Raw genomic sequence first — 25,000 nt, 5'->3', positions numbered from 1 at the left:
GCCGCTCCCGGGCGCACGGAGTTTCCGCCCGATCGGCCCTGCCCTCCTACCGCCGTACGGTGAACACGGGCCGACGGTACCCGGTGGACTCCCAGGCGACCTGGGTGAAGCCCGCCTCGGCGTCCGGCCGGGTCAGCTGGGCACGAGTACGGCCACCGCAGTCGACCGTCACCCCTCGCCCCGCCCGAACAACGGCGCCAGCAGCAACTGTGCCGCCCCCTCCGCGACTTCCCGCCCACCGCCCGGAGCGACGCGCACCGGCACGGCATCCTCGCCCACTCTCCGGCCGCGCTCCTCAAGTACGGCCGCAGCCCCTCGTACGAAACACTCCGGACGGGCCGCGACCGTACGACCGCCCAGCAGCACCACGTCGATGTCCAGCAGCGCGACCAGGTTCGCGGCGCCCGTGCCGAGGACCCGGGCCGCCTCCTCGTAGTCCCCGCGTCCCACCGCCGCCAGGCACAGCGCCTCCACGCAGCCCCGGTTGCCGCACTCGCACACCGGACCGTCGAGTTGGACGACCTGGTGCCCGAACTCCCCCGCGCCGGTGCGGGCACCCCGGTGCACCACGCCCCCGAGTACCAGAGCGCCGCCCAGCCCCGCCCCGAAGTGCAGATACGCGAAGGACTCGCCCTGCCCGCCGACCGCGAGGCCCAGCGCGGCGGCGTTGGTGTCCTTGTCCACCACGACCGACACCCCCAGCGCCCGCTCCAACTCCTCCCGCAGCGGGAAGCCGTCCCACTCGGGGAATCCGGTGACGCGGTGCAGGACCCCTAGGGCGTGGTCCAGCGGCCCCGGCAGACCGACCCCGACGCCCAGCAGGGTCCCGCGCCCCTCCACCAGCGCCGAAACCTCCCGCACCACACCGTCGACGACCGCCGCTTTCCCTGCCCCGAGGTCCAGCGAGGCGCCCCGTTCCGCCACCACCGCCCCGGTCAGATCCACCAGCACCGCCCGCAGCGCGTCCCGGTCCAGATGCACGCCCACCGCATGCCCGGCCTCAGGAACCAGTCGCAGTACGGTCCGCGGCTTGCCGCCGGTAGAGGCCCGGCGGCCCGCCTCCGCCGCCAGCCCCTCCGCCCGCAGCCGTGCGGTGATCTTGCTGACGGCCTGCGGGGTCAGCCCGATCCGGTCGGCCACTTCGAGTCGGCTGATCCCGTCGGGCCCGGCGGTCCGCAGCAGATCCAGCACGAGCGCGGTGTTGTGGCTGCGCAGCACCGGCAGATTCACGCCCGAGGCCGCCCCACTGATTCCACCGCTGATTCCCTTTGCACTGCTCACGTCCCCATTCTCCCCACCGCTTGCACTTTGGCAACAGCGTTGCGAAAGTAGGAGCCATGACTGGCACACCCCTCCGCACCGGCCTGATCGGCTACGGCCTCGCCGGCTCCGTCTTCCACGCCCCGCTGATCGCCGCCACCGAGGGCCTCACCCTCGACACGGTCGTCACCGCCAACCCGGAGCGGCAGGAGCAGGCCCGCGCCGGGCACCCGGACGTCCGTATCGCCGCGACCCCCGACGAGCTGTTCGCCCGCGCCGACGAGCTCGACCTGATCGTCATCGCGTCCCCGAACAAGACGCATGTCCCGCTCGCCACCGCCGCCCTCAAGGCCGGCCTCCCGGTCGTCGTGGACAAGCCGGTCGCGGGTACGGCCGCCGAGGCCCGGGAGCTCGCGGCGCTGGCCGAGGAGCGCGGACTGCTGCTGTCCGTCTTCCAGAACCGCCGCTGGGACAACGACTTCCGCACCCTCCGCAAGCTCATCGCCGAGGGCGAGCTGGGCGACGTCTACCGCTTCGAGTCCCGCTTCGAGCGCTGGCGCCCCCAACTCAAGGGCGGCTGGCGCGAGTCCGGCGACCCGGCAGAGATCGGAGGTCTGCTCTACGACCTCGGCAGCCATGTCGTCGACCAGGCGCTGGTGCTCTTCGGCCCCGCCGCCTCCGTCTACGCCGAGTCGGACGTCCGCCGCCCGGGCGCCGAGACCGACGACGACACGTTCATCGCGATCACGCACACGAACGGCGTCCGCTCCCATCTCTACGTCTCCGCCACCACCGCCCAACTCGGCCCCCGCTTCCGGGTGCTCGGCTCCAAGGCGGGCTACGTCAAGTACGGCCTCGACCCCCAGGAAGCGGCCCTGCGCGAGGGTGAACTCCCCGGCGCCGACTGGGGCACCGAGCCCGAGTCGCTGTGGGGCCGGGTCGGCTCCGGGGAGTCCCCGCTGACCGGCGGGGGCCGACCCGAACCGACCCTTCCGGGCTGCTACCCCGCGTACTATGCGGCCGTGGCCAGGGCCCTTTCCGAGGGCGGCACCAACCCGGTGACCGCTGTGGAGGCGGCCGCCGCCCTCGACGTACTGGAGGCGGCCCGCCGTTCGGCCCGTGACGGAGTGGCGGTGGCGCTGTGACGCACAACAACGGAATCACCCCGAAGTTCACCCCGGAGATCACCCCGACCATCGAGGAACTCCAGGCCCAGGAACGCCGCCTGGTCTTCCGGGAGTTCACCGCCGACGACGCCTGGCGCCTCGGCACGCTCCTGGTCGAGATGGCCCGTGAGCGCCAGGCCCCGGTCGCCGTCGACATCCACCGCGCCGGCCAGCAGCTCTTCCACGCCGCACTGCCGGGCGCCACCCCGGACAACGACGCGTGGATCGCCCGCAAGCGCCGGGTGGTGGAGCGCTACCACTCCTCGTCCTACCTGGTCGGCGCCCGCTCCCGGGCCAAGGGCACGACCTTCGAGGACGCCTCCCGCCTGGACCCGGACGTGTACGCGGCCCACGGCGGCTCCTTCCCCCTCACGGTGGAGGGGGTCGGCGTCATCGGCGCGGTGACGGTGTCCGGACTGCCCCAGCTTGAGGACCACCGGTTCGTGGTGGAGGCGCTGGAGGAGTTCCTGGGCCTGTAGCTGTCACGCCAGGTCGGACGTGTCCAAGTCGAAGCCGAAGGGATCGGGCAGCCGGAGCTTCGCTCCGAAGACCGCCTTCTCCGAGTGCTGATAGCGGCCGCCCTCGGGATCCCAGTGCACGACCACCTCGCCACGGTGCCGGTCGACCAGCAGATAGACCGGCAGCGCGGCCTGGGCGTAGGCGTCACGCTTGTCGACGCGGTCGATGTCGGCGTCCTTCTGGCTGCCCGACGTCACCTCGACGACCAGGAGAACTCCGACAGGATCTGCCCAGGAGGGCTGACCTCGGAAGTAGCCGACCGGAGCGACCGCGCCGTCGACGCGGGCGCGGCCTGCCCGGTACGCAGGTACGACCAGCCCGCGCTCCTGGTACATGCGCAGCTCAGGATCGTATGCCCGCACCTGATCGCCGATGGCCATGACGTTCTCGTCATGGTCACCGTCCGGAGCCGGAGTCACGAGGACCCTCCCGTTGATCAGCTCGACGTGGAGGCCTTCCGGTGCCACAGCATCGAACGCCTCGAATTCTTCAAGCGTCACTTCGGTCTGCGAAATGGTCATAGGGTCCTCCTTCCTCACTTCAGGCTACGCACCTTTCAGCTCTTGACGCTGCCTGCCCAACCCTTCGATCTCCAGTTCTACGACATCCCCAGCCCTCAGGAAAGGCTTCGGCTCCGGCGCCCCCAGAGCCACCCCCGCCGGCGTACCCGTGTTGATCACATCCCCGGGGTACAGCGTCATGAACTGGCTGACGTACCGCACGACTTCGGCCACCGGGAAGATCTGCTCGGCGGTCGTGCCGTTCTGCTTCAGCTCGCCGTTGACCCAGAGCTTCAGCGAGAGATTCTGCGGGTCCGGAACCTCGTCGGCCGTCACCAGCCAGGGCCCGAGCGGATTGAACGTCTCGCAGTTCTTCCCCTTGTCCCAGGTCCCGCCCCGCTCGATCTGGAACTCCCGCTCGGACACGTCGTGCGCGACGGCGTACCCGGCGACATGCCCGAGCGCCGCCTCGGCGGACTCGACGTAGCGAGCCGTACGCCCGATGACGACCGCCAGCTCGACCTCCCAGTCGGTCTTCACCGAGCCCCGTGGCACGAGCACCGTGTCGTTCGGCCCCACGACCGTGTCCGCGGCCTTGAAGAAGATCACCGGCTCGGCGGGCGGCTCGGCCCCCGTCTCACGGGCGTGGTCGTGATAGTTCAGCCCGATGCACACGATCTTCCCGATCCGCCCGAGCGGCGGCCCGATCCGCAGCCCGGCCGGGTCCAGCACCGGCAGCTCACCGGCCATGGCACGGATCCGCGCGAGCGCCTCGTCGTCGGCGAGCAGCGCTCCGTCGATGTCCGGCACGACGCCCGACAGGTCCCGCAGAACCCCCTCGGCGTCGAGCAGCGCGGGCGTCTCCGCTCCCGCCGTACCGACTCGCAGCAGCTTCATGATCACAATCTCCCTCGATCGCGGGGCGCCCGCCGATGTGTGCAGCCATCGGAGGACTGGTCGATCCTCCAAGGTCCCCGACCGGTCCGCAATACCCGGTTCACGTACTGGACCGTAGGTCAGCGGTACAGCACGGCCCGCTCGACCGCGCTCCAGGTCGAGCTGGTGACGACGTACAGCGCGGCGGCGAGCGGTACGACGGCCACGGTGACCAGCGTGAAGAAGGAGACGAACGGCATGACCTTGGTGATCGCGCCGGCGCCGGGGGTGTCCAAGGGCGCGCTGTCCGCCAGGGCCACCTTCGACCGGCGGTAGTTGAAGAAGGCGACGGCGGCGACGAGCGCGAACAGCCCGACGTACACGAGCCCGGCCGCCCCTCCCGCGCTCAACGCGTCGCTCCAGCGGTCGCCGAGGGGTGCGGTGAAGAGCGCGTGGCCGAGCAGTTCGTTGGGCCGGCCGCCGATCTCCTCGCTGGAGAACAGGTGGAAGAGCAGGAAGAACGCCGGCGCCTGGACCAGGCTCGGCAGACAGCCGGCCAGCGGCGACACCTTGTGCTCGGTGTGCAGCTCCAGCACGGCCCGCTGGAGCTTCTCGGGGTTCTTCCCGTGCTTGCGGCGCAGCTCGGCGATCTTCGGCTGGAGCTCGGCGCGGGCCTTCTGACCGCGGGCGGAGGCCCGGGACAGCGGATGCACGAGCAGCCGTACGAGCGCGGTGAACAGGATGATCGCGGCGGCGGCCGCGGAGCCGTGGAAGAGCGGCTGGAGCAACTCGGCGAGCTGCTCGACAAGGCGGGCGAAAACGGACATGGGTGAGCCCTCCGGGGGTCTCGTCGTGCCGGGATACAGGTGATCGGCATGACGACCCGCGCGGGGTGCCGGTGGTGCGTGCCCCTACGCGACGGCCGTCGAGAGGACGAGTCCGGGGGCTCGGGGGCGGGTGCGTCCCCTGGCGTCGGGATCGCGTTGCGGGAGGAAGGCCGTACGACGGTTCCGGTCCCTGATGGCCGTACGTACCCGGGTGGGCGGCACGGCGGGCGCGCAGCGCGCGGCGAGCAGCGCGCAGGCGGCGAGCACCGATCCGGCGGCGGCGAGCGCGACGGCGGCGGAGAGACTGCCGGAGTCGAGGAGAACGAGGTTCAGGAGCAGGACGAGCAGCACAGCGACATGACGCCTGACCATCGGCTCCCCCTCCTTCGGCTCGTCCCTTGGTTATACCTCAACGCGCCCGCATGGACAGGAGCGTCCCCCACACCACCAAACGGTACTTGGACGTGAATTCGGGCGTACAGGTGGTCAGGGTGATGTAGTACCCGGGGTCGCGGTAACCGCGGCCGGGATGAACGAGGCTGCGCGGCACGGCCCGTATGACCCCGGTGTCGTGCGCGGAGGTCTGCGCGAGGGTCTCGTCGACGGCGTACGTGTACACCGCGGCCTTCGTCTCTACGACGATCTCGTCGCCGTCACCGAGCCGGTCGAGCCGTCGGAAGGGCTCGCCGTGGGTGTTGCGGTGCCCCGCGAGGGCGAAGTTGCCGGGGCGGCCGGGCTGTTGGGTGCCGGGGTAGTGGCCGACGTAGCCCTTGTTGAGGACGCCGCTCTTGCTGATGCCTTCGGCGACGGGGACGCGGAGGTCGAGGGCGGGGACGGTGAGGATGGCGTAGGCGTGGGACCAGTCGGGGGTGAGGTGGGGTGGGGGCGCTTCCGGGGATGCCTGGGGCTCGGCACTCGGGGACGCCTGGGGCGCGGCGCTCGGGGATGGGCTGTACTGGCCGCTTCGGCCGCTGTCCCACTCCCGCTCCAGCGCCGCCACCCCCCGCCGGGCCTCCGCCTTGGCCTCCCGGTTGGTCCACCAGAGCTGGTGGACGACGAGGAGCAGGAGGACGAGGCCGACGGTGACGAGGAGTTCGCCGCCGGTCCACAGGGCGCGGCGGCCAAGGGCGCGGCGGCGACGGGTGCTGTGCCGGACGACGGGGGGTCCCCGCATGCGTAGGCCTCCTTCATCTCGCGGGCCCGCACGATAGGCGGAACCGGTTGAAGTCACCAGAGTCCTCGGGGGTGTTCGAGACTTCGTACACGGGTTTGAGAAAGGGCTGTCACAACCCTCGACAAGGCCTGGAAGCACGCCCGATGCTTCCTGATGGCATGTACGGGACAGGCCATACAGGCCATCAGGAAGCGGAGAAGTCATGATCCGACGCAGAACTCTGCTGGCGGCGACCGGCGGAGCGGTCCTGGGCAGCGCCCTGGCGACGGGCACCGCACATGCGGACGCGACGATCGCGGTCAACCCGGGCACCCGGTACGGCACTTGGGAGGGCTGGGGCACCTCGCTGGCCTGGTGGGGCAACGTCTTCGGCACCCGGGACGACTTCGCCGACCTGTTCTTCACCACCAAGTCGGTGACGTACAAGGGCACTTCGCTCCCCGGCCTGGGTCTGAACATCGCCCGCTACAACCTGGGCGCGTGCAGTTGGAACAGCGTGAACGGCGAGACGATGGTGAAGTCGCCGAACATCCCCGCGTTCAAGCAGATCGAGGGCTACTGGCAGGACTGGAACAACGAGGACCCGACGTCCTCGGCCTGGGACTGGACGGCGGACGCGACGCAGCGGGCGATGCTGCTGAAGGCGACCCAGCGAGGCGCGATCACCGAACTGTTCGCCAACTCCCCCATGTGGTGGATGTGTTACAACCACAACCCCTCGGGCGCGGCGGACGGCGGCAACAACCTCCAGACCTGGAACTACCGCCAGCACGCCTCCCACCTGGCGGCGGTGGCCCTGTACGCCCGTACGAACTGGGGCGTGAACTTCGCGACGGTGGACCCGTTCAACGAGCCGGCGTCGACCTGGTGGACCGCTTCCGGTACTCAGGAAGGCTGCCACCTGGACCCGGCGGTGCAGGCGGCCGTACTGCCGTACATGAGAAGCGAGTTGGACAAGCGGGGCCTGACGGGCGTCCGTATCTCGGCCTCGGACGAGACGAACTACGACACGGCCCGCTCGACATGGGCCTCCTTCGGTTCGTCGACGAAGGCGCTGGTGTCGCAGGTGAACGTGCACGGATACCAGGGCACGGGCGGCCGCAGGGACCTCCTCTACACGGACGTGGTGACGACGTCGGGCAAGAAGCTGTGGAACTCGGAGACGGGCGACAGCGACGGCACGGGCCTGAGCATGGCCCGTAACCTCTGCTACGACTTCCGCTGGCTGCATCCGACGGCCTGGTGCTACTGGCAGGTCATGGACCCGTCGACGGGCTGGGCGATGATCGCGTACGACGCGAACACGCTCCAGCCGACGACCGTACAGCCGAAGTACTACGTGATGGCCCAGTTCAGCCGCCATATCCGCCCCGGGATGACGATCCTGGACACGGGAGTGAGCTACGCGGCAGCGGCGTACGACGCGAGCGCGCGCCGCCTGGTCCTGGTGGCCGTGAACACATCCACGTCGGCCCAGACCTTCACCTTCGATCTCTCCCGCTTCACGACGGTGACGGGCGGCTCGGGCGGCCTGGTGCCGCGCTGGAACACGGTGACGGGGGGCGGCGACATGTACCGGGCGTACGCGGACCGGTATGTGTCCGGTAAGTCGGTGAGCGCGGTGTTCGCGCCGGGGGCCGTGCAGACGCTGCAAGTGGACGGGGTGACGATCTAGGAAACCCGGTCTGTACGCGGGGGTCCTGGCCTGCGCATATCTCACCTTCGCCGGGCCCCCGCAGTACGGTGTCCCCCATGCGCCCCGACACGCCTGCCGAGAACGTCGACCACACCGCCGAAGCGGCACGCCTGGAGCGGACCGCCGGCCTGTACCCCGAGGACGCCGAAGCCCTGCTGCTGCGGGCGGCGGCCCACCTGGAACTCTCCGGCGCCCGCCCCGCCGCGTCCACGCTCTACGACCGCCTGCTGTCGTCCGCGGGTCCCCTGGAGAACCCCCACCTGGTCCGGGCCCTGAAGGCCTCGAACCTGTGGGAGTACGGCCACGAGGCGGAGGCCCGGGCGATCATCGACGGAATCCGGGCAGCCGCCCCCCGTGACCCGGCCCCCTGGGTGATCGTGGCAGAGGCCCTGGAGTCGCACGACGAGCTGGAGGCGGCGCAGGAGACGTTCACGGAAGGGGCGGCCCTGCTCCTGACGGACGTACCGGAGCCCCCGTACGCGACGCACCCTCTCCTGTACGGCCGCCACCGCGTCCGCCGCATGCTCGGCGCGCAGCACGACGACTGGGACACCCTGGCGGACACGCTGCACATCTCCCAGTCCTCCCCGTCCTCAGGCGTCTCCCTGGACGAACTCCACGACCCCAAGCGCGTGTGGTCCCTGGGCTCGAACAACCCGGCGGAACTGGAGGCGGAGATCAGCCGCCTCCGAGCGGAACTGGGCGCATACAGGGAGGCCCTGTCCCGCCCGTTCCCGGTGGCGATCCTGCACTGGCCGGCGGCGGAGCTGGCGGAACTCCTGGAGGCGTATCCGACGCTGGCGGAGGAGTACCCGTCCCACGAGGCACATTTGTCGACCATAGAGGCCTCGCTCCGAGAACTGGCCTCCTCCGGCACCCCGAACCTGGGCATCGTGACGGGCACGGTCCCGTCGTACGAGGCCTTCGCGGCGTCGGAGGGGGTGTCGCCAGGGGATGCGTCGCTGTTGCCGCAGTATGCGACGACGCTGGCGGCGCGGGGGAGGGCGGTGGCTTGGCCTCCGCAGCGGGGGGCGGCTTGTTGGTGCAGTTCGGGCCAGGGCTACGGGGAGTGCCACGGGGCGGAGTGACCTGGGCTCAGCCCGTCCGCCCCCCGACGGCGGCGGCAACGTCGTCGAGGTCCTTCGCGATGGCCCTACTGACCGCGCGAGCGCCCAGGCCGCCGAGAACCTTGGCGAGGATCCCCATGACCCCACCGCTCGGGGCCTCGGCGGTGAACGTCATACGGACGGTCGTCGTCACCGGCCCGTCGGCCCGCAGCACCCACTCCGACAGGTAGTGGGTGCCCCGCGACTCAGCCTCGACCACATACCGCTCGGGCGGTTCGCAGGCGGTCACCCACATCTCCTCGGTGGCGTCCTTCCCGAACATGCGCCGGGTCTCGCGCCAACGTGCACCGACACCGAAGCCCCCGTCCGAGAGAACCTCGATCTTTGAGACGCCACTGAGAACGCGCTCCATGCCCCGGAGGTCGGTGAGGGCTTCCCACACCGGACCCTGAGCAGCCGCAATACGCCGCTCAACAACGACGCTCTTACTGGTCACGGCTCCATGAAAGCAGCAGAGTCCGACAACCGCCCGATGGGAACTGTCAGAGTCGCCTGCTACAACAGAGCCACTGCAATGTGAGGGATTGGGGATACGGCGTGGCTTTGCCGGGGGATCTGTCGCAGCCTGTCGCGGGTGTTTACGAGGAACTCGTCACCCAACGCATGCTGGAGCAGATGGAGCAGCTCAATGCAGCGGGTTGGAAGGCCATCGATGACGAGGTCAGCGAGGAATCGTCACCCCATGTAATCGCCCGGCACATCGGACGGGCTGTGAGCCATCGACTCAGCCAGCTACCCCCTGACCAGCGCGTCGCCGTAGCGAACCAGATCATCGAGTCGCTCGCTTCCAGTGATGGTGTCGAGCTCATCGCCGATGGACCTCGCCAGCTCCTTGCGCTGGCTGAGAAGGAAGCCCCTGGCGTCTACGCCATACGCCCGCTCACCCCGCTCTCGGAGACCGCCCTCATCACCAACTCTTCCGAGGATCCAAGCCTCGGTAGTGAGCTGCGCGCTGAGCTCGCCACCGCAGACCACATCGATCTGCTGTGTGCCTTCGTCAAGTGGTACGGGCTACGCGTGCTTGAGGACTCTCTCCGCGCCGCCAAGGAGCGGGGAGTCCCGATTCGCGTCATCACGACCACGTATATCGGCGCGACCGACCGCCATGCGCTCGACCGACTCGTTCGCGACTTCGGCGCTCAAGTGAAGGTCAACTACGAGACCCGCTCGACACGCCTACATGCAAAAGCTTGGCTATTTCGCCGCAAAAGCGGCTTCGATACGGCCTACGTCGGTAGCTCCAACCTCTCAAGGGCCGCGCTGCTCGACGGTCTGGAGTGGAACGTACGGCTGTCCTCGGTAGCCACTCCGGTGGTGCTCAATAAGTTCGAGGCCACCTTCGACGCGTACTGGAACGACATCGCTTTTGAGCCGTACGACCCAGATCGCGACGCGCGCAAGTTGGACGAGGCTCTAGGCGTGGCAGGTGGTTCAACCGCCGGCCACGACTCCAAGATCAGCCTCTCCGGTCTTGAGGTTCGGCCGTATCCGCATCAGGCCGACATGCTGGAGCGACTGCGCGTTGAGCGTGAGGTCCGCGGTCACCAGCACAACTTGCTCGTTGCCGCGACTGGTACGGGCAAGACCGTCATGGCCGCCCTTGACTACCGCAATCTGCATAAGCTGCTGGGGGGCAAGCAGTACCCGCGTCTCCTCTTCGTGGCACACCGCAAAGAGATCCTGAAGCAGTCCCTACGCAAATACCGTGAAGTACTCGATGACGCCTCCTTCGGCGAAGTCCTCTTCAGCGGTGAGCTGCCGCGCGACTGGAAGCACGTCTTCGCTAGCGTCCAGTCGCTCACTGACCAGCGGCTCGACCAGTTCGACCCGGAACATTTCGACATCATCGTCGTGGACGAATTCCATCACGCCACCGCTACGACGTACCGACGCGTCCTCAACCACTTCAAGCCGAAACAGCTTCTCGGTCTGACCGCCACTCCTGAGCGCGCGGACGGTCTGAACGTCCAGGATGAGTTCTTTGACGGACGGATCGCCGCCGAGATGCGGCTGTGGGAGGCTCTCGACAACGACCTCCTCTGCCCCTTCCATTACTTTGGCCTGCCCGACGGCACGGACCTCAGGCGCCTCAATTGGCGTTCGGGGACGTACGACCAGAGCCAGCTCGGTGAGCTGTTCTCCGCTGACGATGCCCGGGCCCGCATCGTCATCAAGCAGGTGCGAGACAAGGTCTCCGACCCGATGAGCATGCGCGCACTCGGCTTCTGCGTGAGCAGGAAGCATGCTCACTTCATGGCACAGTGCTTTCAGAAGGCAGGCTTGAAGGCTGCGGCCCTGGATAGCGAGTCGAAGCCCGAAGTCCGTGATCAGGTGCTCGCCCAGCTCAAGGCTGGAGAGATCCAAGTCATCTTCTCGGTAGACCTCTTCAACGAGGGCTTGGACATCCCCGACGTCGATACGCTTCTCCTCCTGCGCCCGACAAGCAGCGCCACCGTCTTCCTTCAGCAACTCGGGCGCGGCCTCCGCCGCACACCGGACAAACCTGTGCTCACCGTGCTCGACTTCATCGGCCAGCATCGTGCCGAGTTCCGGTTCGAGGAACAGTTCCGCGCGATGACGAACCTGTCGCGCAACCGGCTCCTTGAGCATGCCGAGCACGATTTTCCGCTGCTGCCATCGGGCTGCCAAATCATCCTTGAAGGAAAGTCCAAGGACCTGGTATTGGAGAACATCCGCACCCAGATCAAGGCGAACGTTCAGACCCTCGCTAAGGAAGTCAAGGCCTTCAATACGCCCCTCCTCGCTGACTATCTGAAGGAGAGTCGCCGCGAGATCAGGGAGTTGTATAAGGCGAGCAACTCATGGACGTCCGTTCTGCGCCGAGCCAGCATGACCGACCTACCTGAACAAGCTGGCGAGGAGGATCTACTGAAGCGGGTGCATGCGTTTCTGCACGTCGATGACCTCGAACGCGCTGAAGCGTACGCTCGCTTGTTGCGCGATGACGCTCCCACGTATGAGGCCTTGAATCCGAGGGACAGAACTTTCGCGCGGATGATGTTCTTCAACCTCTGGGATAAGGCTGGCGGGTTCAGTTCGTACGCGCAAGGACTCGAATCACTCCGTGAGCAGCGAGCCCTCCGCAGCGAACTACGGCAGGTGCTTAAGCATGTGATGGGGCAGGCCGACCACTTCCCCATCCCGCTCGAAGGCCCACACGAACACATCCCCCTGAAAATCCACAGCGCGTACAACCGCTCGGAGATCCTTGCCGCACTTGGGGTCGCCCGGCTCGGGGGTCAGATGCCTGGATCCTTTGCACAGGGTGTTCTGTGGGACGAGCAGAACCAGACGGATGCGCTGTTGATCACTCTCGAAAAGAACGAGAAGGACTTTTCACCCACCGTCCGATACAAGGACTATGCACTGAGCCCCTCCGTCTTCCACTGGGAGTCCCAGAGCACAACCGCGGACACCTCGCCCACCGGACTGCGCTACCAACAGCACACTCAGCACGGAAGCCATGTGCTGATGTTCATGCGGCGCTACAAGGACACCGATATCGGCAAGGCCCAACCGTGGATGCTGCTCGGCCCAGCAACCTACGTCCGTCACCAGGGCAGCAAGCCAATGGCCATCACCTGGCAACTGCACCACGACCTGCCCGCGGATGTGTGGTCGTACTCGGCCATCACCGCAGGCTAGCCGACGACGTACACCCGCTAACAGCGGCTAACACAATGAGCTGGTTCGGTCCTGCTGGCTGTGTCCATGGGGGGAGTTGAGCGTTCAGCCCGGTATGGGGGCGCCGCCACCACGTGATCACCGACGGCCACGGCACCCCGCTCGCCGTCCTGCTGACCGGCGGCAACCGCAACGACGTCACTCAGCTCCTGCCGCTGCTCGACGCCGTCCCGCCGGCACGCGGCAGGGTCGGACATCCCCGCCGCAGGCCCGACTCCCTGTTCGCCGACCGCGGCTACGACCACGACGTCTACCGCGACCAGGTCCGCGCCCGCGGCATCGTTCCCGCCATCGCCCGACGCGGAACCACGCACGGGACCGGCCTGGGCACCTACCGGTGGGTGGTCGAACGAACCATTGCCTGGCTACATGGCTTCCGCCGGCTCCGCATCCGCTGGGAAAGACGAGCCGACATCCACGAAGCCTTCCTCAAGCTCGCCTGCTGCCTGATCACCCACCGACAACTCAGGTCAATGTGTGAGCCGCCGATAGCCGGTTAAGAACTTCGTTGGGGGCGAAGCTCCAGCCGACCAGGCGCGGCCCGCTCCAGTTGATGCCGATCACGAGTCCTTCCCGGGCGGCATCGGGCAGTACACGATCGCACCAGGTGTCCAAGGGCATGGACTCAACGCGGAGCCCATGCCCCCAGATCTTTGCTGCCCTCTGGGCGCGCGGCGAGGTCGACCAGAAGGGAAGACTTCGCGTGCCGTCCGCAGAGAGGTGAGTCGGGCTTCCGTCGTCATCCCGGACAAGCCAGACCACTCTGCTTTGGCGGACGTCTCGGAAGAATGCCGCCGCTTGCGAACCGCTCTGACTCATGGCCACCGAGCCTACCGTTCTCCAACACTCATTTCGTTAGGAGTTCTAACTGACCGGCTGTCGTGGATCACGCACGATTTCTCCAGCCCTCTGAAGGAAGGCCGCATGGGCTTGCGCCATCTCCTCTCTGGCTCGGGCAAAGCGGGACCAAGCTGCGCTCATACCCTCGGGATTCGTACCTGCTACCGCCAGCAAGGAAGCCACTGCCGCTATCGACGTCTCCGTCAGCGCGTAAGCCAGCTCGTTTGCCTCGCCTGGCCCCCAGAGCGCCAACTGGCTGGTTTTCGCCTGCATTTCAAGCGTGCCATCTCCCAACTCACGCCTTGCCGCAGCATCAAGCCCACCGCTGCTTCGCACCTCGGGGGCGATACGGATGAGCACTTCATCGAGTACGGCATAAGCCACAAAGAGAGCAGCAAAGGACTGATGCCGCTGACTGCGTACCCACTGCCAGTGTTCCGCTGCCGCCTGACCGTGCACCTGCGCTAGAGCTGCCTCAACTGCCTTACGTCCGCCGGCTTCCGCTCCACCCCTGGCATACCTACCGGCAATCACCGCCCCGATGACTGCGGATGCGAAAGCGATAACAGCTGCGATGATCGTCCCCGTCGCCTCACCCATCGCACCATCCTCGCCTGAGCCTGACACTGCCACAACGGCTTCTTCGGCGACCTACGTCACCCGCCACACCCCGCGAGTAGTGAACCCACTAGCCTCAACACATGACGACAGCCCCCTCCGGGTTCCAGCCCGGCGACATCCTGACGCGTAAGCAGATCCACCCCGTGCTTGGCGGCAGCGGCTTTGCCGGAATCTGTCCCGCGGTGGGAAAGCGCAACGTTCTCATTTTCTCCGACAGCAAGGTCGGCAAGCGCTACGGATACCGCGACGGATGGCTAGCCGAGGATGATGACCTGGGTCCCGTCTTCACCTACACGGGAACCGGCAAAAAGGGCAACCAGGCCTTCGAAGGCGGCAATTTATCCATCCTGGAGCACGCCAGGATGGGTCGCACGCTGCATCTGTTCGTTGCCGTGGGGAAGGTTCGTGGTAGCGACACACGAACGCACAGATACATCGGGATGTTCAAGCTTGACGAGCGCAGGCCATTCGAGATACGCGAGGCCAAAGACGAGCTAGGTCAAGAACGCGACGTCATAGTCTTTCGCCTGCGTCCCATAGGCCGCTACATCCGGGAGGCATCCGACACTCTCGAACGTGCACCTCAGTCCCGGTCGTGGTTCAGTCGAACCGCGGGCCGCCACGCCCGAGCGGCTCGACGTCAGAGCCGCGAACGGCAGCCGCAGACTGACGTCGACCATGTGATAGCAGCCCGCGATGATCTGTCGGATGCGTTCGAGGAGCGTGAGACCGCAGGTGGGGAAACGATTGGTCAACTGGACCTATCGATGCGGAACTCAAGCTCTCGACTCATGTTCGAGCTATACAACCCAACAAACAACACGGTGTATGAGCCGACGGGCAGCGCGGCGAGCGAGTCGATCACTCAAGCTCTGGCACAGCTCCTACGCGCACGACGCTACTTGAATGAGATCCCACACAATCAGCCACTGCACCTGATGGTGCTGGCACCGGCCCTTCCCGATGTGGATCTCCGTGACCTGCTCACTGAACACGGGATTGGCCTCGTGTACCGCAACGACAACGGCGGCTTCTCTGAGTTTGAGACAGGTACCGCACCTCGATCCTTCCGCTGTCTGGATTGCCCCATACCCGCTTAAGGCCGCCTAAGATCGGACCGCAGTCCGCCTGCATGGCGTTCGGAAGCACGCCAGGAACTTGCTGGAGGTCTCGCCATCAATCTCTGTCGGCGCGGTCAAGCAGCTCTCGTACCTGCTGGAGTTCAGAGGCAACCTGCAACCAGGTGTATCGTGGCCAGCCCGACTCTGGTGCGCCGCGCGATCTCGGCAAGACAGCCCAACACGTGATGAGCAGCACCGATCCCGGTCACACCCTCGGGAGGCTCCAACTCGCTCCAAGCGAACCGTGGCGAGGCGAGAACCATGTCCTCCGCGACGACAACCGTCAGCAGAAACCCGCTCCTTGTGGGATCGATTGCGAGTGGCACTACCTCCACCCCGTCCAAGAGTCCTATCTCCTCGGCAACCTCACACAGCACCCGGAGCGAGTCCGGGTCGCGCCAGCCGATGTTGAACGCGCCAGCAGGCTCCGACTTCCTGTGCCCATCAGAGTTCATCGGTTGCGCCCGATTGAGGCTACTTCGAAGGACTCCTGCGCTTCTTCGAGCAAGGAACCGGGATCGAGTCCGTGGGCCTGAGTCCAGCACAGGAGATCGACAATCAGGCGCGCGGCGCATTTGGCCGCCTGGTCGAGGGTTGCCACGCCCGCCCGCATGAAGCAGGCGGCGTTGGCGTCGTACGAGGAGAGCAACTCGTCAGCGCGCGAAACACGGTGGTCCTGAACATGTCCGTGGGGGGACGTGAGCGCTGTGGCCAGCTCGCACCACGTTGCCTTCCCCGTCGACGTACGGCGCACTCCCCATCTCTCCGACATCGCGTCAATGAGTTCGAGACCACGGCCTCCCTCGTCTTGAGTTCCTGCACATTCCAGTATCGGGACCGCGTCCGCATACGGGTCCTGCACCTCCAGATGGAGCTTCGTGCCGTTCATACAGACGGCAAGCACGGCGGGAGCGCCTAACCCCACGTGCTTGACCACGTTGGTGGCCAACTCGCTGACGCAGAGTTGAGCGTTCTCCAGCACATCCAGCAGTCCCCAGTGCGTGAGATGCAGACGCGTGATCCGACGCAGAGCAGGGACTTCTCTCGGAGTGGCCCGAAAGGGAACCTCCCACTCCTTACGGGGTACGCAGTTGTCGTGGTTCATGGGCGTCCTCCTCGACTCGGTCGATCGATGCCACTCGTCAACACCAGCGAGCAGTGGCTTGTCGCCCTGACGCAGGCCCGCCGCTCCCAGGGCAGGAGAAGCCGGACAAGCCTGCGCGATGCACTTCTGCTCGCTGCACGTGAGCAGCTCGGTACTCAACGTAGAGACACTGAGGTAAATTTGCCATCCGTTTCGGCAAAATAGCTCAATCGTGGTTCGGGCTTGGAAGACACGGCAGACTGCGACTGAACGCACACGGAAGGAACGGCATGTCCCCGAAGGCACTCCTCAGTCAGCGCCAGAAGCGCCTGGGCCATGAGTTGCGCAGCATGCGGGTAGCCGCAGGGATGTCGGCAGAGCGAGCAGCGAACGTCCTTGGCGTCGACCGAGGAAAGATCTCCAACATGGAGTCCGGCGTTCGGAACATCAGTGAGGAACGCCTACGCACCTTGGCTCACCAGTGCCAGTGCCACGATGAGAAGTACGTGGATGCATTGGTCGACATGGCCTCGGCCGGCAACCAGGGCTGGTGGGAGCAGTACCGCGGATCTCTCCCTCAAGGTCTGCTGGACATCGCGGAGTTGGAGGCACGGGCAACTCGCATGCGCGTGGCGTGCACGGTGCATATTCCGGGACTGTTGCAGACGACGGACTACGCGTTGGCGGTCTTTCGAGCCGTCCTCCCACCCCTACCGGAACACGAGGTGGCGATGCGGGCGGCCCATCGTAGCCATCGCCAGGAGGTTCTGCGCGGTGATGCCCCTCCTCCCTTCACCGCCATCGTTCATGAAGCCGCGCTCCGAATGCAGTTCGGAGGGCGCCGGGTGGCTCAAGAGCAACTCCAGCACTTGCTGAACCAGTCCGAACGGCCCAGCGTGACGATCTTGGCAGTGCCCTTCGTCCGTGGAACATTCCCCGGTGCAGGCCAGACCGTGCTGTACGCGGAGGGGCCCGTGGAACGCTTGGACACAGTGCAGATCGACAACTCTCACGGCCCGGATTTCCTTCACGGTCAGGCAGAGTTGGCCAAGTATCGTGCCCAGTTGGATCGAACGGAAGAACTCACCCTGTCCCCTGACGACTCAAGGGACTTGATCACCACCATCGCACGCGAACTCTAGGGGCGTCATGCGCGAGATCCAGTGGGAAGAGCCCTTCTGCGGGGAAGGGAATGCGTGCTTCCGGATAGGGATCGACGAAGGAGGCAACGCTTACATAGCAGTGCATGGCCAGGAGGATCGATTCATCACGGACAGTCGAGAGGCCCTGCGCATGATGATCCTCAGCATCAAGGCAGGCAAGGCGGACCACTTGCTCGGGTGAGGCGGCCGAACGCTTGCTGCCCCAGGGAGACAGACCCGAACCAAGGCGCACGCGGCGCCCGAGCACGCCGCACACGGCCAGCATCTGTTCTCGGCGGTGCACAGCTGGCGTCTCGAAGTACTGCTACAGATCACGTCAGTACACGACCACCTCTCCTGGCCGACATCCGGAGGGCACCGTGCGCGTCAGCTCAGGGCCTCGATGGCTCTCAAGATCAAGGCTCGTGCCTCTGCTCCGTAGACCGCCATGCTCCGCAACTGTTCGAAGGCCTTCAAGTGGAGCGCGATCTCGGAAGGCTGGGTGATCCTCACCTGAGCAGAGACGAGTTCCACCGACACGAGCTTGTCGTCGTAGACATGAAATGTCTCCCGAGGCCACTGGGACCGATCGGGGGTTGAAGACGGGATGACGCCCAGCGACACCTGGGGCAGTGCCCCTGCTGTAAGGAGATAGCCGAGCTGCGCGGCCATGGCGTCCTCGTCACAGACGCGGTAGTACAGAGCGGCTTCTTCTACGACCAGCACGAACCGGTGCCCCGGCTCATGAATCACGCGAGAGCGGTCGACACGTGCTCTGGCAGCCTCTGCGCTGTCGTCGATGGGAAGTTCACGAAAGCGGGCGCTGATGCCCAGAACACCGGCGGCATAGCCCTCGGTCTGAAGCAGGCCAGGGACCAGCGACGACGAGTAGACGCGGAACAGCCGGGTCTCGCGGAAGAAGTGGACAGCACTGTCCTGCAACTGCTTCAGACCAGACCGGACCCGATGGCGCCACTCTGTGTACATCGATTCCGCATGGAGGGACTGGGCGACGAGATCGTCGGCCAGTTCCGTGGCGCCGCAGGCCGTGACCCAGGCCCGGATGTCTGTCGTGGACGGCGCCGTGTGTGCGTTCTCGATGCGGGAGGTCTTTGCATGGTGCCAACCGCACCGGTCGGCCAGCTCGGTGACCGTCAGACCGGCCCCCTTGCGGAGCTCGCGCAGTCTGCGGGCGACGACTTCGCGGGCGGCCTGGGCGGACGAGGACGGGGAGACGGGCATGAGCTGGCTTTCCGGTGTTCTGTCAGTGGATCTCGTACTGGCTGTGAGGAATCGCTCTGGCCCAGACCGCTTCGAAGGCATCAGCGCAGAGCTTGGCCGCGTCGGGCGCATCCTCCCAGACTTCCCCGCCAAGGGACGCACCGTCCCCCGAGAAATGGTTCCAGCGGATGACTTGGCCGTCGAAGAGCCAGAAGTCGTTGCCGGGCAGTGCGATGTCGGACGCTCGGCGCCTGGGCAGCCAGCCGACCTGTTCGCCGGCGGCGATGTTGGTGAAAGTCCCGTCGTAGAGGAAGCGGGTGTACTCGGTCACAGGCTCCGACACGATGCGAGCCCGCCGAATGACCACGCCTCGGTTCACGGTCTCCTGCACGAGGTCGAGCCACTGTCGCCACCACGAGGTCCGGTCGTCGGGATCGTGGCGGTATCCGGCGCGCCAGTCCGCGAAAGAGCCCTTCTCGTAGTCGACCGCATAGGAGTCCCGCATCTCCAGGTGGACGGCCGATCGTGTGCACGCGGCCAGGAGATCACTGAACGCCGTTGGCACGTTCGACGGCATCGCAAGCCTCCCTGATCATGGGCACCATCCTGGCGGGGATACGGATCACGGCCTCGTTCTCCGGGATGCCCTTGGCGTGGCCGGGCAACTCGAACGCAGCACACTCCGCTTCGAGGGCTGAGCCGGGCTTCCACCCCTGGAGGACGAGTTCCTGCTTCTCCTGGTCCACCCAGATGGTCGGGCTTTCGTGATCGCCGGTGTTGGGGTCGATCCCGATGAACTGCAGCGGCATGGCAGCCTCCGTCGTGAGATGTGCAGTTGTGTGCACCACCGTCCCGTTGGCGAGAGGGGTCCGTCAAGAGGGGATTTTCTGCCAAGTCACCTGAAGGAGGGGCCTGTTGCACAAATCTGCACGGAACTCGGTTCCAGACGCATCGCCTCTCTAGCGTCATTGCCACGACGGCAGATCTCGGCGCCGCCCAGTCGCTGCCGCAGGAGCCCTTGACGCACTTGGAGGTCAGTGGAGATGCAGGCTCATGTACTCAACAGACTGATCAACGACTGGCTCGCCCGTGCGCACCCCGTGCCCGAGCAGGCCGAGGCAGAGTGGTCGAACCACGGGGTTGCACTCCTGCCGCTGAGCAGCAGATTTGCCGCGGTGCGGATGTCTGTCGAACTCGTGCATGCCGCCCTCGCCTGCGAGGTCTCTGAACAGGTGCCCGCCGCATTGGCCGAAGAGCTCAGCGGCCCGGTCATCCACGACCACCGTGCCACCGGTCCGACGTACTACGCGCTCATCCAGGGGCACGCCGGCCTGGTGTGGGAATTCGGCGATATCGCGCCGTGCTTGTGCGGCGACACGTACCTGGGAATCCCGCGTATCGACCGGCGACGGCCACCAGGGACGTACTGGGCCGTCCCGCCACGCTACGACGGTGACCTGTGCAGGCCACAGGCCGTGCGGGATCTGGTCGACCGCGGCCGTCGGCAGCTCGACCGTGGGACGGCGGTGGTTGTGCGATGACCTCCACCACCATCACTGCAGAGCCGCGCACTGGACGGTCCCTCGTCACCGACACCGAGTTCGAGATGCTGGCCGAGTTCTGTGCCGAGGAGTACGGACTGGAGCGCTGCGTCGCCGATCGGGTCGTCGATCAGGCACTTGCCCTGGTCTTCGTCATGGGATCGACAGGCGAGGGGGCCGCCATGGCCCCGTCGAAGGTGATCGATCCGGGTTGGCACACGCTCATCCTGCACACCGGGTGGTACGCCGAGTGGTGTGACAGAAACTTCGGGTACTTCCTGCATCACCAGCCCAACTCGAAGGTTCGGACACGTGGGTTGATGGTCGATGTCGTGGGGAGGATCCGGGCCTGCGGCTTCGAGGTCGACGAGCAGATGTGGGGTACAGCCGCAGACTGCAACACCCCCACCTGCTGCGGCGACGGCCCCTGCTGCTGAGCCGTGCCCCTCACAGAGACGACCGGGATCAGCCGCGTGACCGTCTTCCCGCTCGAAGAGCTCACCATCGCCTACACCACCCGGTCCAGCGACGAGCGGCGCTTTGGCGACATCGGGGTCGTCGCCGTGGTCGACGAGAACAGCGACGGAGAGGAGTTGTGGCGACTTGCGCTCAGTCTTGGTGGACGTGTCAGTGATGAGGATCGAGCCCGTTGGATCCTCACCCAGGCACACCGCGCTCGGATGGTCAACGCGTACACCGACCTGTGGCGCGCCGTGTGGACAGCTCGGATCCGGCGACGCTTCGAACTCACCTCGCTCTTTGCCAACCACGACGTTCTGATGACTGGAGGAATGCGGTTGGCCTACGGAGCCACGTCGGCCCCGGACGTAAGCCGCTGAACAGTTTGTGCCGGTCGGAGCGCCAGACGGCGTCGATGAGGTACTCGCGGGCGCCCCGAGTCGTCTCGGCTTACGAGGGCCGGGGCGGCTGTCCCCGTAACCCTTGTGCGTTTCACGGCCGCGACAACGCGCACCACCCCGGAACCTGACATAACGTGTCACCTGCCCACAGATGAACCATAGGTGAACCCCCGGGGGAAGCCATGCTCAAGGTCAGCGTCGTAGTCCCCGTCCACAACGCCGGTGACTACCTGGACCGCTGTGCCCCCTCCCTCCTCGACCAGAGCATCGGCCGCGACGCCTATGAGGTCGTCTACGTCGACGACGGCTCGACCGACGACTCCGGAGCCCGTCTGGACCAACTGGCGGTCCGGCATCCGCACGTCCGGGTGTTCCACCAGGAGAACTCCGGCTGGCCCGGCAAACCCCGTAACGTCGGAGTCCGCCACGCCCGGGGTGAGTACGTCCAGTTCGTGGACCAGGACGACGAGCTGACGCCAGAGGCCTTGGAGAACCTGTATCGCATCGCGGCGCGCAACGGCTCGGACATCGTCCTGGGCCGGGTGGTCGGCACGATGGCGGGCCCCAGCAGAGTCTTCAGACGTACGGTGGACCACTGCACCGCCGCCGACGCCCCGCTCTTCGAGAGCCTGACCCCGCACAAGATGTTCCGCCGGGACTTCCTCCTCGACCACGGCATCGAGTTCCCCGAGGGCCGGGTACGCCTGGAGGACCAGCTCTTCATGGCCCGCGCCTATGTGCGCGCCAAGACGGTCTCGATCCTCTCCACGCCCTGCTACGTCTGGAACCGCCGCGAGGACGGCGGCAACACCAGCGGCTCGGCCACGACCCCGGAGACGTACTACTCCTGCCTGCAACAGGTGGTGGACGCGGTGAAGGAGGGCACGGACCCGGGCCCGCTCCAGGACGACCTCCTGCGCCGTTCCTACCGGGTGGAACTCCTGCGCCCGGTGACCGAACCGAGAGTCCTGCAGCGTACGGGCAGGGCCCTGGGCCGCTACTTCACCACGGTCCGCCGTATGGCCCTCGAAAGCTTCCCACCAGGCGTACGCGAGGGCCTCCCCGCGATCTCCCGACTGAGGGGGACGCTGCTGGAGGAGGGCCGGCTGGACTCCCTGATCGAGCTGGCCCGAAGGACGGAGGCGGTCAGACCCCGCCTGACGGTGGAGGACATCCACTGGAGCGGGAACGTGCTCCGCATCACCACGACGATCGAGATGCTCCGCCCGGACGGCGAACCTCTCACCCTGCACGAACGCCAGGGCCGCTTCTACCTGGACCCCGACCTCCTCGACGGCATCGAAGGCGCCGAGAACTGGGAGGTCCGGGACCCCCTGGCGCACGCCGACGGCGAACTCCTGACCCACGACACGACCCGCAACGAGTGGTGGTTCCCGGACGGGAACCTGACACCACGGACGGAACGCACGGGCCGGGACCGCCATCGCATCCTGCTCACGGGCACGACGAGGATCGACCCCCTGACCCTGGCGGACGGCGCGCCCCTACCCCCCGGAACCCACCTGGTGTGGGCGAGCGCGCAGCTCCTGGGGCTGGGCCGCCGAGCACGCGTGGTCCCGGACGACCTCGGAAGGACGCCCACGGTGAAGGCGGGCACCCCGCCCCGCCTGCTGATCCCGACGAGAACACCCCGAGAGGCACAACTGGCCCTGGCGGTCGGCCAACCGGGCGGCACGGCCCTCCACCACCGCCTGCTCCTCCGCACGACGACATCCCCGGCCCTCCGCCGCAGGGCCCGCGCGATCCTCCAGGGCCTCCCGCCCTCGATGCGGCGCGGGGCGGGCAGACTGGCGAGGCGGGCGGACCCCTGGAGCACTCCGAAGACCCCTGATCGGACGCCGTGACGTCGCCCGATCAGCCCCTGCGACAGTGACACCGGGCCGGAGGGTGCAGGATGGGGGGTATGACGACCAAGGTCTACTTCGACATCACCATCAACGACGAGCCCGCCGGGCGCATCAACTTCAACCTCTTCGACGACGTCGTCCCGAAGACCGCGGAGAACTTCCGCGCCCTCGCCACCGGCGAGAAGGGCTACGGTTACGCCGGGTCCTCCTTCCACCGCGTCATCCCGGACTTCATGCTCCAGGGCGGTGACTTCACCGCGGGCAACGGCACCGGCGGCAAGAGCATCTACGGCGAGAAGTTCGCCGACGAGAACTTCCAGCTCAAGCACACCCGCCCCGGCCTGCTCTCCATGGCCAACGCCGGCCCGAACACCAACGGCTCCCAGTTCTTCATCACGACGGTCGTGACGGACTGGCTGGACGGCAAGCACGTGGTCTTCGGCGAGGTCGCCGACGAGACCAGCATGCAGCTCGTGAAGAAGATCGAGTCCCTGGGCTCCCGCAGCGGCGCGACGTCGGCGAAGATCACCATCGCGGCCTCCGGTCAGCTCTGACGGACGACAGCCGGTGCCGGCCGGGGCGTACTCACGCCCCGGCCGCCCTCATATCGACGGGTACCGGCCGACAGCTGACCCAGCTTCATGTCCTCTTTCTGAGCGCCTCTACGCGGTCAACGTGGAACCTCAGGTTCGGTTGAGGCCAAGAACTCCCTCACTACCGCGTGCAGCCGCTCCGGCTGGTCCAGGTGTACGTCGTGTGCCGCCGACCGGATCGTGCGCAGTTCGGTGCGTCGGTGGGCGGCCGCCATGGCCTGGGACTCCGGCTCCGGCATCCAGCCGTTCTCGCCCCGGATCAGCAGCGCCAGTGCGGTCGTACGGCTCCATTCGGCCCAGTGAGGTGCAGCGTCGCCCATGACCGGGCCCTCCGCCGACCACCTGCCTTCAGGGGCCTTCGAGTGATCGTCAAGCGTGACGATTAGCCTCGTTCACAGAGTCACAGCAGTCACAGCAGCGCGAAGCAGCAAGCACAGGACAGCAGGCGCGGAACAGCAGGAGGCAGGCAACATGGCGAAGATTCCGAGCGCGATGATCGCCGCGGGTGGGCTCGTCGGCGGGTACGGCGTGGCCCGGTGGACGAAGAAGCGGCCGCTCGGCGGTGTCGTGCTGGCCGCCGCCGGGGCGGCCGCGGCACGGCAGTGGCGGCAGCGGGCCGGCGGACCGGCCGCGGGCGCGCTGACGGCGGCGTACGTCGCCGCCTTCGCCGGGTCCCACCCCCTCGCCAAGAAGGTCGGCGCCTGGCCGGCCGTGTTCGGTGTGGCCGGGGCCGTGGCGCTGGCGTCCTGGGCGGTGGCCGACCGCAACGGCTGAGGGCACGACGCCCGGCCCCGTTGATCCATGACCCTGTCGTCGATCCAGCGCGGGGCCCGGCGGCTCGGCACGCTCGACGGCCTCTGGGACGCCGTCACCGCCCCCGGTGCGTCAGCACATTCACCACCTGACCGTTCGGGTCCCGGACGAAGAAGCGCCTGACGCCCCACTCCTCGTCCCGCAGCTCCCTGACGATCTCCGCGCCGGACGCCCGCACGCGCGCGTACACCTCGTCGACGTCCTCGACCTCCACGCTCAGGTCGGGGACGACCGGCGCCGTGCGTTCCTCGGTCAGGAAGCTGACCTGGGCCGTGGGGTTGGCGGGTGACGCCATCGTCATCACCCAGCCCATGTCCATGACCTCCTCGAAGCCGAGCAGGCCGTAGAAGTCGCTGCTCGCCTTCTTCTGCGGCCCCGGCTCGACCTGGATGTTCGGGACGATTCGGCGGATGGTCATCGTGGGTCCCCAAGAATGTCGGCGGTCC

Annotated in this window: 31 protein-coding genes and 1 pseudogene; 15 read left to right on the top strand and 17 right to left on the bottom strand. The window is 66.9% G+C overall.

The annotated features are described in order from the left end of the window. Positions 1–46 precede the first annotated feature (46 nt). Both H4N64_RS45530 and H4N64_RS26055 read right to left on the bottom strand, forming a co-directional pair. Positions 47–172 carry a hypothetical protein gene (locus tag H4N64_RS45530; RefSeq protein ID WP_260859983.1) on the bottom strand — a complete coding sequence of 42 codons (126 nt, stop codon included), beginning with the start codon at positions 170–172 and terminating at the stop codon, positions 47–49. Continuing rightward, complete coding sequence (locus H4N64_RS26055) at positions 169–1,281, bottom strand: ROK family transcriptional regulator (protein WP_336246805.1); 1,113 nt, start codon at positions 1,279–1,281, stop codon at positions 169–171. Before H4N64_RS26055 ends, H4N64_RS45530 begins: the two co-directional genes overlap by 4 nt. A 56-nt stretch (positions 1,282–1,337) precedes the next feature. Between H4N64_RS26055 and H4N64_RS26050 the strand changes: the two genes are divergently transcribed. Together H4N64_RS26050 and H4N64_RS26045 are read left to right on the top strand one after the other, a co-directional pair. Beyond that, positions 1,338–2,405, top strand: a complete 1,068-nt coding sequence (locus H4N64_RS26050; RefSeq protein WP_186284850.1) for a Gfo/Idh/MocA family oxidoreductase — start codon at positions 1,338–1,340, stop codon at positions 2,403–2,405. Continuing rightward, positions 2,402–2,905, top strand: a complete 504-nt coding sequence (locus H4N64_RS26045; RefSeq protein ID WP_186284849.1) for a heme-degrading domain-containing protein — start codon at positions 2,402–2,404, stop codon at positions 2,903–2,905. Before H4N64_RS26050 ends, H4N64_RS26045 begins: the two co-directional genes overlap by 4 nt. A gap of 3 nt (positions 2,906–2,908) precedes the next feature. Here the strand turns inward: H4N64_RS26045 and H4N64_RS26040 are convergent, their stop codons facing one another. The 5 genes from H4N64_RS26040 to H4N64_RS26020 all read right to left on the bottom strand — a co-directional run bounded on the left by H4N64_RS26040 (position 2,909) and on the right by H4N64_RS26020 (position 6,322). After that, the gene (locus tag H4N64_RS26040) at positions 2,909–3,466 is read right to left on the bottom strand and encodes a Uma2 family endonuclease (RefSeq protein WP_186284848.1); all 558 of its coding nucleotides are present in this window, start codon (positions 3,464–3,466) and stop codon (positions 2,909–2,911) included. A gap of 24 nt (positions 3,467–3,490) precedes the next feature. Continuing rightward, positions 3,491–4,342: a fumarylacetoacetate hydrolase family protein gene (locus H4N64_RS26035; RefSeq protein WP_186284847.1), complete on the bottom strand. Its 852-nt coding sequence runs from the start codon at positions 4,340–4,342 to the stop codon at positions 3,491–3,493. Between the two features lie 119 nt (positions 4,343–4,461). Beyond that, positions 4,462–5,148, bottom strand: coding sequence for a YidC/Oxa1 family membrane protein insertase (locus H4N64_RS26030; RefSeq protein ID WP_186284846.1), 687 nt, complete (start codon positions 5,146–5,148; stop codon positions 4,462–4,464). Between the two features lie 84 nt (positions 5,149–5,232). Beyond that, positions 5,233–5,520 (bottom strand): DUF6412 domain-containing protein, encoded by a 288-nt coding sequence (locus H4N64_RS26025; protein ID WP_186284845.1) that lies wholly within the window; start codon positions 5,518–5,520, stop codon positions 5,233–5,235. Between the two features lie 37 nt (positions 5,521–5,557). Next, a complete protein-coding gene (locus tag H4N64_RS26020; protein WP_186284844.1) occupies positions 5,558–6,322 on the bottom strand; it encodes a class E sortase in 765 nt (254 codons plus the stop codon). Positions 6,323–6,524: 202 nt separating this feature from the next. Between H4N64_RS26020 and H4N64_RS26015 the strand changes: the two genes are divergently transcribed. Both H4N64_RS26015 and H4N64_RS26010 read left to right on the top strand, forming a co-directional pair. Then, the gene (locus H4N64_RS26015) at positions 6,525–7,997 is read left to right on the top strand and encodes a glycoside hydrolase (RefSeq protein WP_186284843.1); all 1,473 of its coding nucleotides are present in this window, start codon (positions 6,525–6,527) and stop codon (positions 7,995–7,997) included. Between the two features lie 77 nt (positions 7,998–8,074). Further along, complete coding sequence (locus H4N64_RS26010) at positions 8,075–9,106, top strand: SEC-C domain-containing protein (RefSeq protein ID WP_186284842.1); 1,032 nt, start codon at positions 8,075–8,077, stop codon at positions 9,104–9,106. Between the two features lie 7 nt (positions 9,107–9,113). On the opposite strand, the gene H4N64_RS26005 is transcribed toward H4N64_RS26010, so the two are convergent. Further along, positions 9,114–9,581, bottom strand: a complete 468-nt coding sequence (locus H4N64_RS26005; protein ID WP_186284841.1) for an SRPBCC family protein — start codon at positions 9,579–9,581, stop codon at positions 9,114–9,116. A gap of 167 nt (positions 9,582–9,748) precedes the next feature. Here H4N64_RS26005 and H4N64_RS26000 point away from each other — a divergent pair, with 167 nt between their 5' ends. Next, complete coding sequence (locus H4N64_RS26000) at positions 9,749–12,811, top strand: DEAD/DEAH box helicase (protein ID WP_260859985.1); 3,063 nt, start codon at positions 9,749–9,751, stop codon at positions 12,809–12,811. A 98-nt stretch (positions 12,812–12,909) separates the two neighbouring features. Further along, positions 12,910–13,350: pseudogene (locus H4N64_RS25995) on the top strand (IS5 family transposase); the annotation flags it as partial. Here H4N64_RS25995 and H4N64_RS25990 read toward each other — a convergent pair. Continuing rightward, positions 13,316–13,669 (bottom strand): DUF2750 domain-containing protein, encoded by a 354-nt coding sequence (locus H4N64_RS25990; protein WP_186284840.1) that lies wholly within the window; start codon positions 13,667–13,669, stop codon positions 13,316–13,318. The pseudogene H4N64_RS25995 and the gene H4N64_RS25990 sit on opposite strands and share 35 nt — an antisense overlap. Before the next feature lie 45 nt (positions 13,670–13,714). Then, positions 13,715–14,290: a hypothetical protein gene (locus tag H4N64_RS25985; protein WP_186284839.1), complete on the bottom strand. Its 576-nt coding sequence runs from the start codon at positions 14,288–14,290 to the stop codon at positions 13,715–13,717. Positions 14,291–14,391: 101 nt separating this feature from the next. Between H4N64_RS25985 and H4N64_RS25980 the strand changes: the two genes are divergently transcribed. Continuing rightward, positions 14,392–15,411, top strand: a complete 1,020-nt coding sequence (locus tag H4N64_RS25980) for an SRA domain-containing endonuclease (RefSeq protein WP_186284838.1) — start codon at positions 14,392–14,394, stop codon at positions 15,409–15,411. 122 nt (positions 15,412–15,533) lie between these two features. Here the strand turns inward: H4N64_RS25980 and H4N64_RS25975 are convergent, their stop codons facing one another. Together H4N64_RS25975 and H4N64_RS25970 are read right to left on the bottom strand one after the other, a co-directional pair. After that, a complete protein-coding gene (locus tag H4N64_RS25975; protein ID WP_186284837.1) occupies positions 15,534–15,887 on the bottom strand; it encodes a hypothetical protein in 354 nt (117 codons plus the stop codon). Continuing rightward, on the bottom strand, positions 15,884–16,537 hold the full coding sequence (locus H4N64_RS25970; RefSeq protein WP_186284836.1) for an ATP-binding protein: 654 nt from the start codon (positions 16,535–16,537) through the stop codon (positions 15,884–15,886). Before H4N64_RS25970 ends, H4N64_RS25975 begins: the two co-directional genes overlap by 4 nt. Positions 16,538–16,806: 269 nt before the next feature. Between H4N64_RS25970 and H4N64_RS25965 the strand changes: the two genes are divergently transcribed. Continuing rightward, positions 16,807–17,658, top strand: coding sequence for a helix-turn-helix domain-containing protein (locus H4N64_RS25965; RefSeq protein WP_186284835.1), 852 nt, complete (start codon positions 16,807–16,809; stop codon positions 17,656–17,658). A gap of 7 nt (positions 17,659–17,665) precedes the next feature. Beyond that, positions 17,666–17,860 carry a hypothetical protein gene (locus H4N64_RS25960; RefSeq protein ID WP_186284834.1) on the top strand — a complete coding sequence of 65 codons (195 nt, stop codon included), beginning with the start codon at positions 17,666–17,668 and terminating at the stop codon, positions 17,858–17,860. A gap of 185 nt (positions 17,861–18,045) precedes the next feature. Here H4N64_RS25960 and H4N64_RS25955 read toward each other — a convergent pair whose 3' ends face one another. The 3 genes from H4N64_RS25955 to H4N64_RS25945 are packed head-to-tail and all read right to left on the bottom strand — an operon-like array spanning position 18,046 to position 19,688. Next, on the bottom strand, positions 18,046–18,900 hold the full coding sequence (locus H4N64_RS25955) for a helix-turn-helix domain-containing protein (protein WP_186284833.1): 855 nt from the start codon (positions 18,898–18,900) through the stop codon (positions 18,046–18,048). 22 nt (positions 18,901–18,922) lie between these two features. Beyond that, a complete protein-coding gene (locus tag H4N64_RS25950) occupies positions 18,923–19,456 on the bottom strand; it encodes a DUF6879 family protein (protein WP_186284832.1) in 534 nt (177 codons plus the stop codon). Beyond that, positions 19,425–19,688 carry a hypothetical protein gene (locus H4N64_RS25945; RefSeq protein WP_186284831.1) on the bottom strand — a complete coding sequence of 88 codons (264 nt, stop codon included), beginning with the start codon at positions 19,686–19,688 and terminating at the stop codon, positions 19,425–19,427. The genes H4N64_RS25950 and H4N64_RS25945 overlap by 32 nt, the downstream gene beginning before the upstream one ends. Before the next feature lie 234 nt (positions 19,689–19,922). Between H4N64_RS25945 and H4N64_RS25940 the strand changes: the two genes are divergently transcribed. The 5 genes from H4N64_RS25940 (at position 19,923) to H4N64_RS25920 (ending at position 23,702) form a co-directional block, all read left to right on the top strand. After that, a complete protein-coding gene (locus H4N64_RS25940; protein ID WP_186284830.1) occupies positions 19,923–20,420 on the top strand; it encodes a hypothetical protein in 498 nt (165 codons plus the stop codon). Then, positions 20,417–20,857, top strand: coding sequence for a glycine-rich domain-containing protein (locus H4N64_RS25935; RefSeq protein ID WP_186284829.1), 441 nt, complete (start codon positions 20,417–20,419; stop codon positions 20,855–20,857). The genes H4N64_RS25940 and H4N64_RS25935 overlap by 4 nt, the downstream gene beginning before the upstream one ends. Positions 20,858–20,893: 36 nt before the next feature. After that, positions 20,894–21,259, top strand: coding sequence for a hypothetical protein (locus H4N64_RS25930; RefSeq protein WP_222109417.1), 366 nt, complete (start codon positions 20,894–20,896; stop codon positions 21,257–21,259). A 203-nt stretch (positions 21,260–21,462) separates the two neighbouring features. Continuing rightward, complete coding sequence (locus tag H4N64_RS25925; RefSeq protein WP_186284827.1) at positions 21,463–23,145, top strand: glycosyltransferase family 2 protein; 1,683 nt, start codon at positions 21,463–21,465, stop codon at positions 23,143–23,145. Between the two features lie 59 nt (positions 23,146–23,204). Further along, complete coding sequence (locus H4N64_RS25920) at positions 23,205–23,702, top strand: peptidylprolyl isomerase (RefSeq protein ID WP_186284826.1); 498 nt, start codon at positions 23,205–23,207, stop codon at positions 23,700–23,702. Between the two features lie 116 nt (positions 23,703–23,818). Here H4N64_RS25920 and H4N64_RS25915 read toward each other — a convergent pair whose 3' ends face one another. Further along, positions 23,819–24,061, bottom strand: a complete 243-nt coding sequence (locus H4N64_RS25915) for an alpha/beta fold hydrolase (protein WP_186284825.1) — start codon at positions 24,059–24,061, stop codon at positions 23,819–23,821. A gap of 151 nt (positions 24,062–24,212) precedes the next feature. Here H4N64_RS25915 and H4N64_RS25910 point away from each other — a divergent pair, with 151 nt between their 5' ends. After that, positions 24,213–24,515, top strand: a complete 303-nt coding sequence (locus H4N64_RS25910) for a hypothetical protein (protein WP_186284824.1) — start codon at positions 24,213–24,215, stop codon at positions 24,513–24,515. 94 nt (positions 24,516–24,609) lie between these two features. Here H4N64_RS25910 and H4N64_RS25905 read toward each other — a convergent pair whose 3' ends face one another. Next, the gene (locus H4N64_RS25905; RefSeq protein ID WP_186284823.1) at positions 24,610–24,972 is read right to left on the bottom strand and encodes a VOC family protein; all 363 of its coding nucleotides are present in this window, start codon (positions 24,970–24,972) and stop codon (positions 24,610–24,612) included. Positions 24,973–25,000: the final 28 nt, after the last annotated feature.

This window comes from Streptomyces cupreus (assembly GCF_014257025.1).
Classification (GTDB): domain Bacteria; phylum Actinomycetota; class Actinomycetes; order Streptomycetales; family Streptomycetaceae; genus Streptomyces; species Streptomyces cupreus.
Note: the sequence above shows the minus strand (reverse complement) of the source record. Positions and strands in the feature narration are given on the sequence as shown.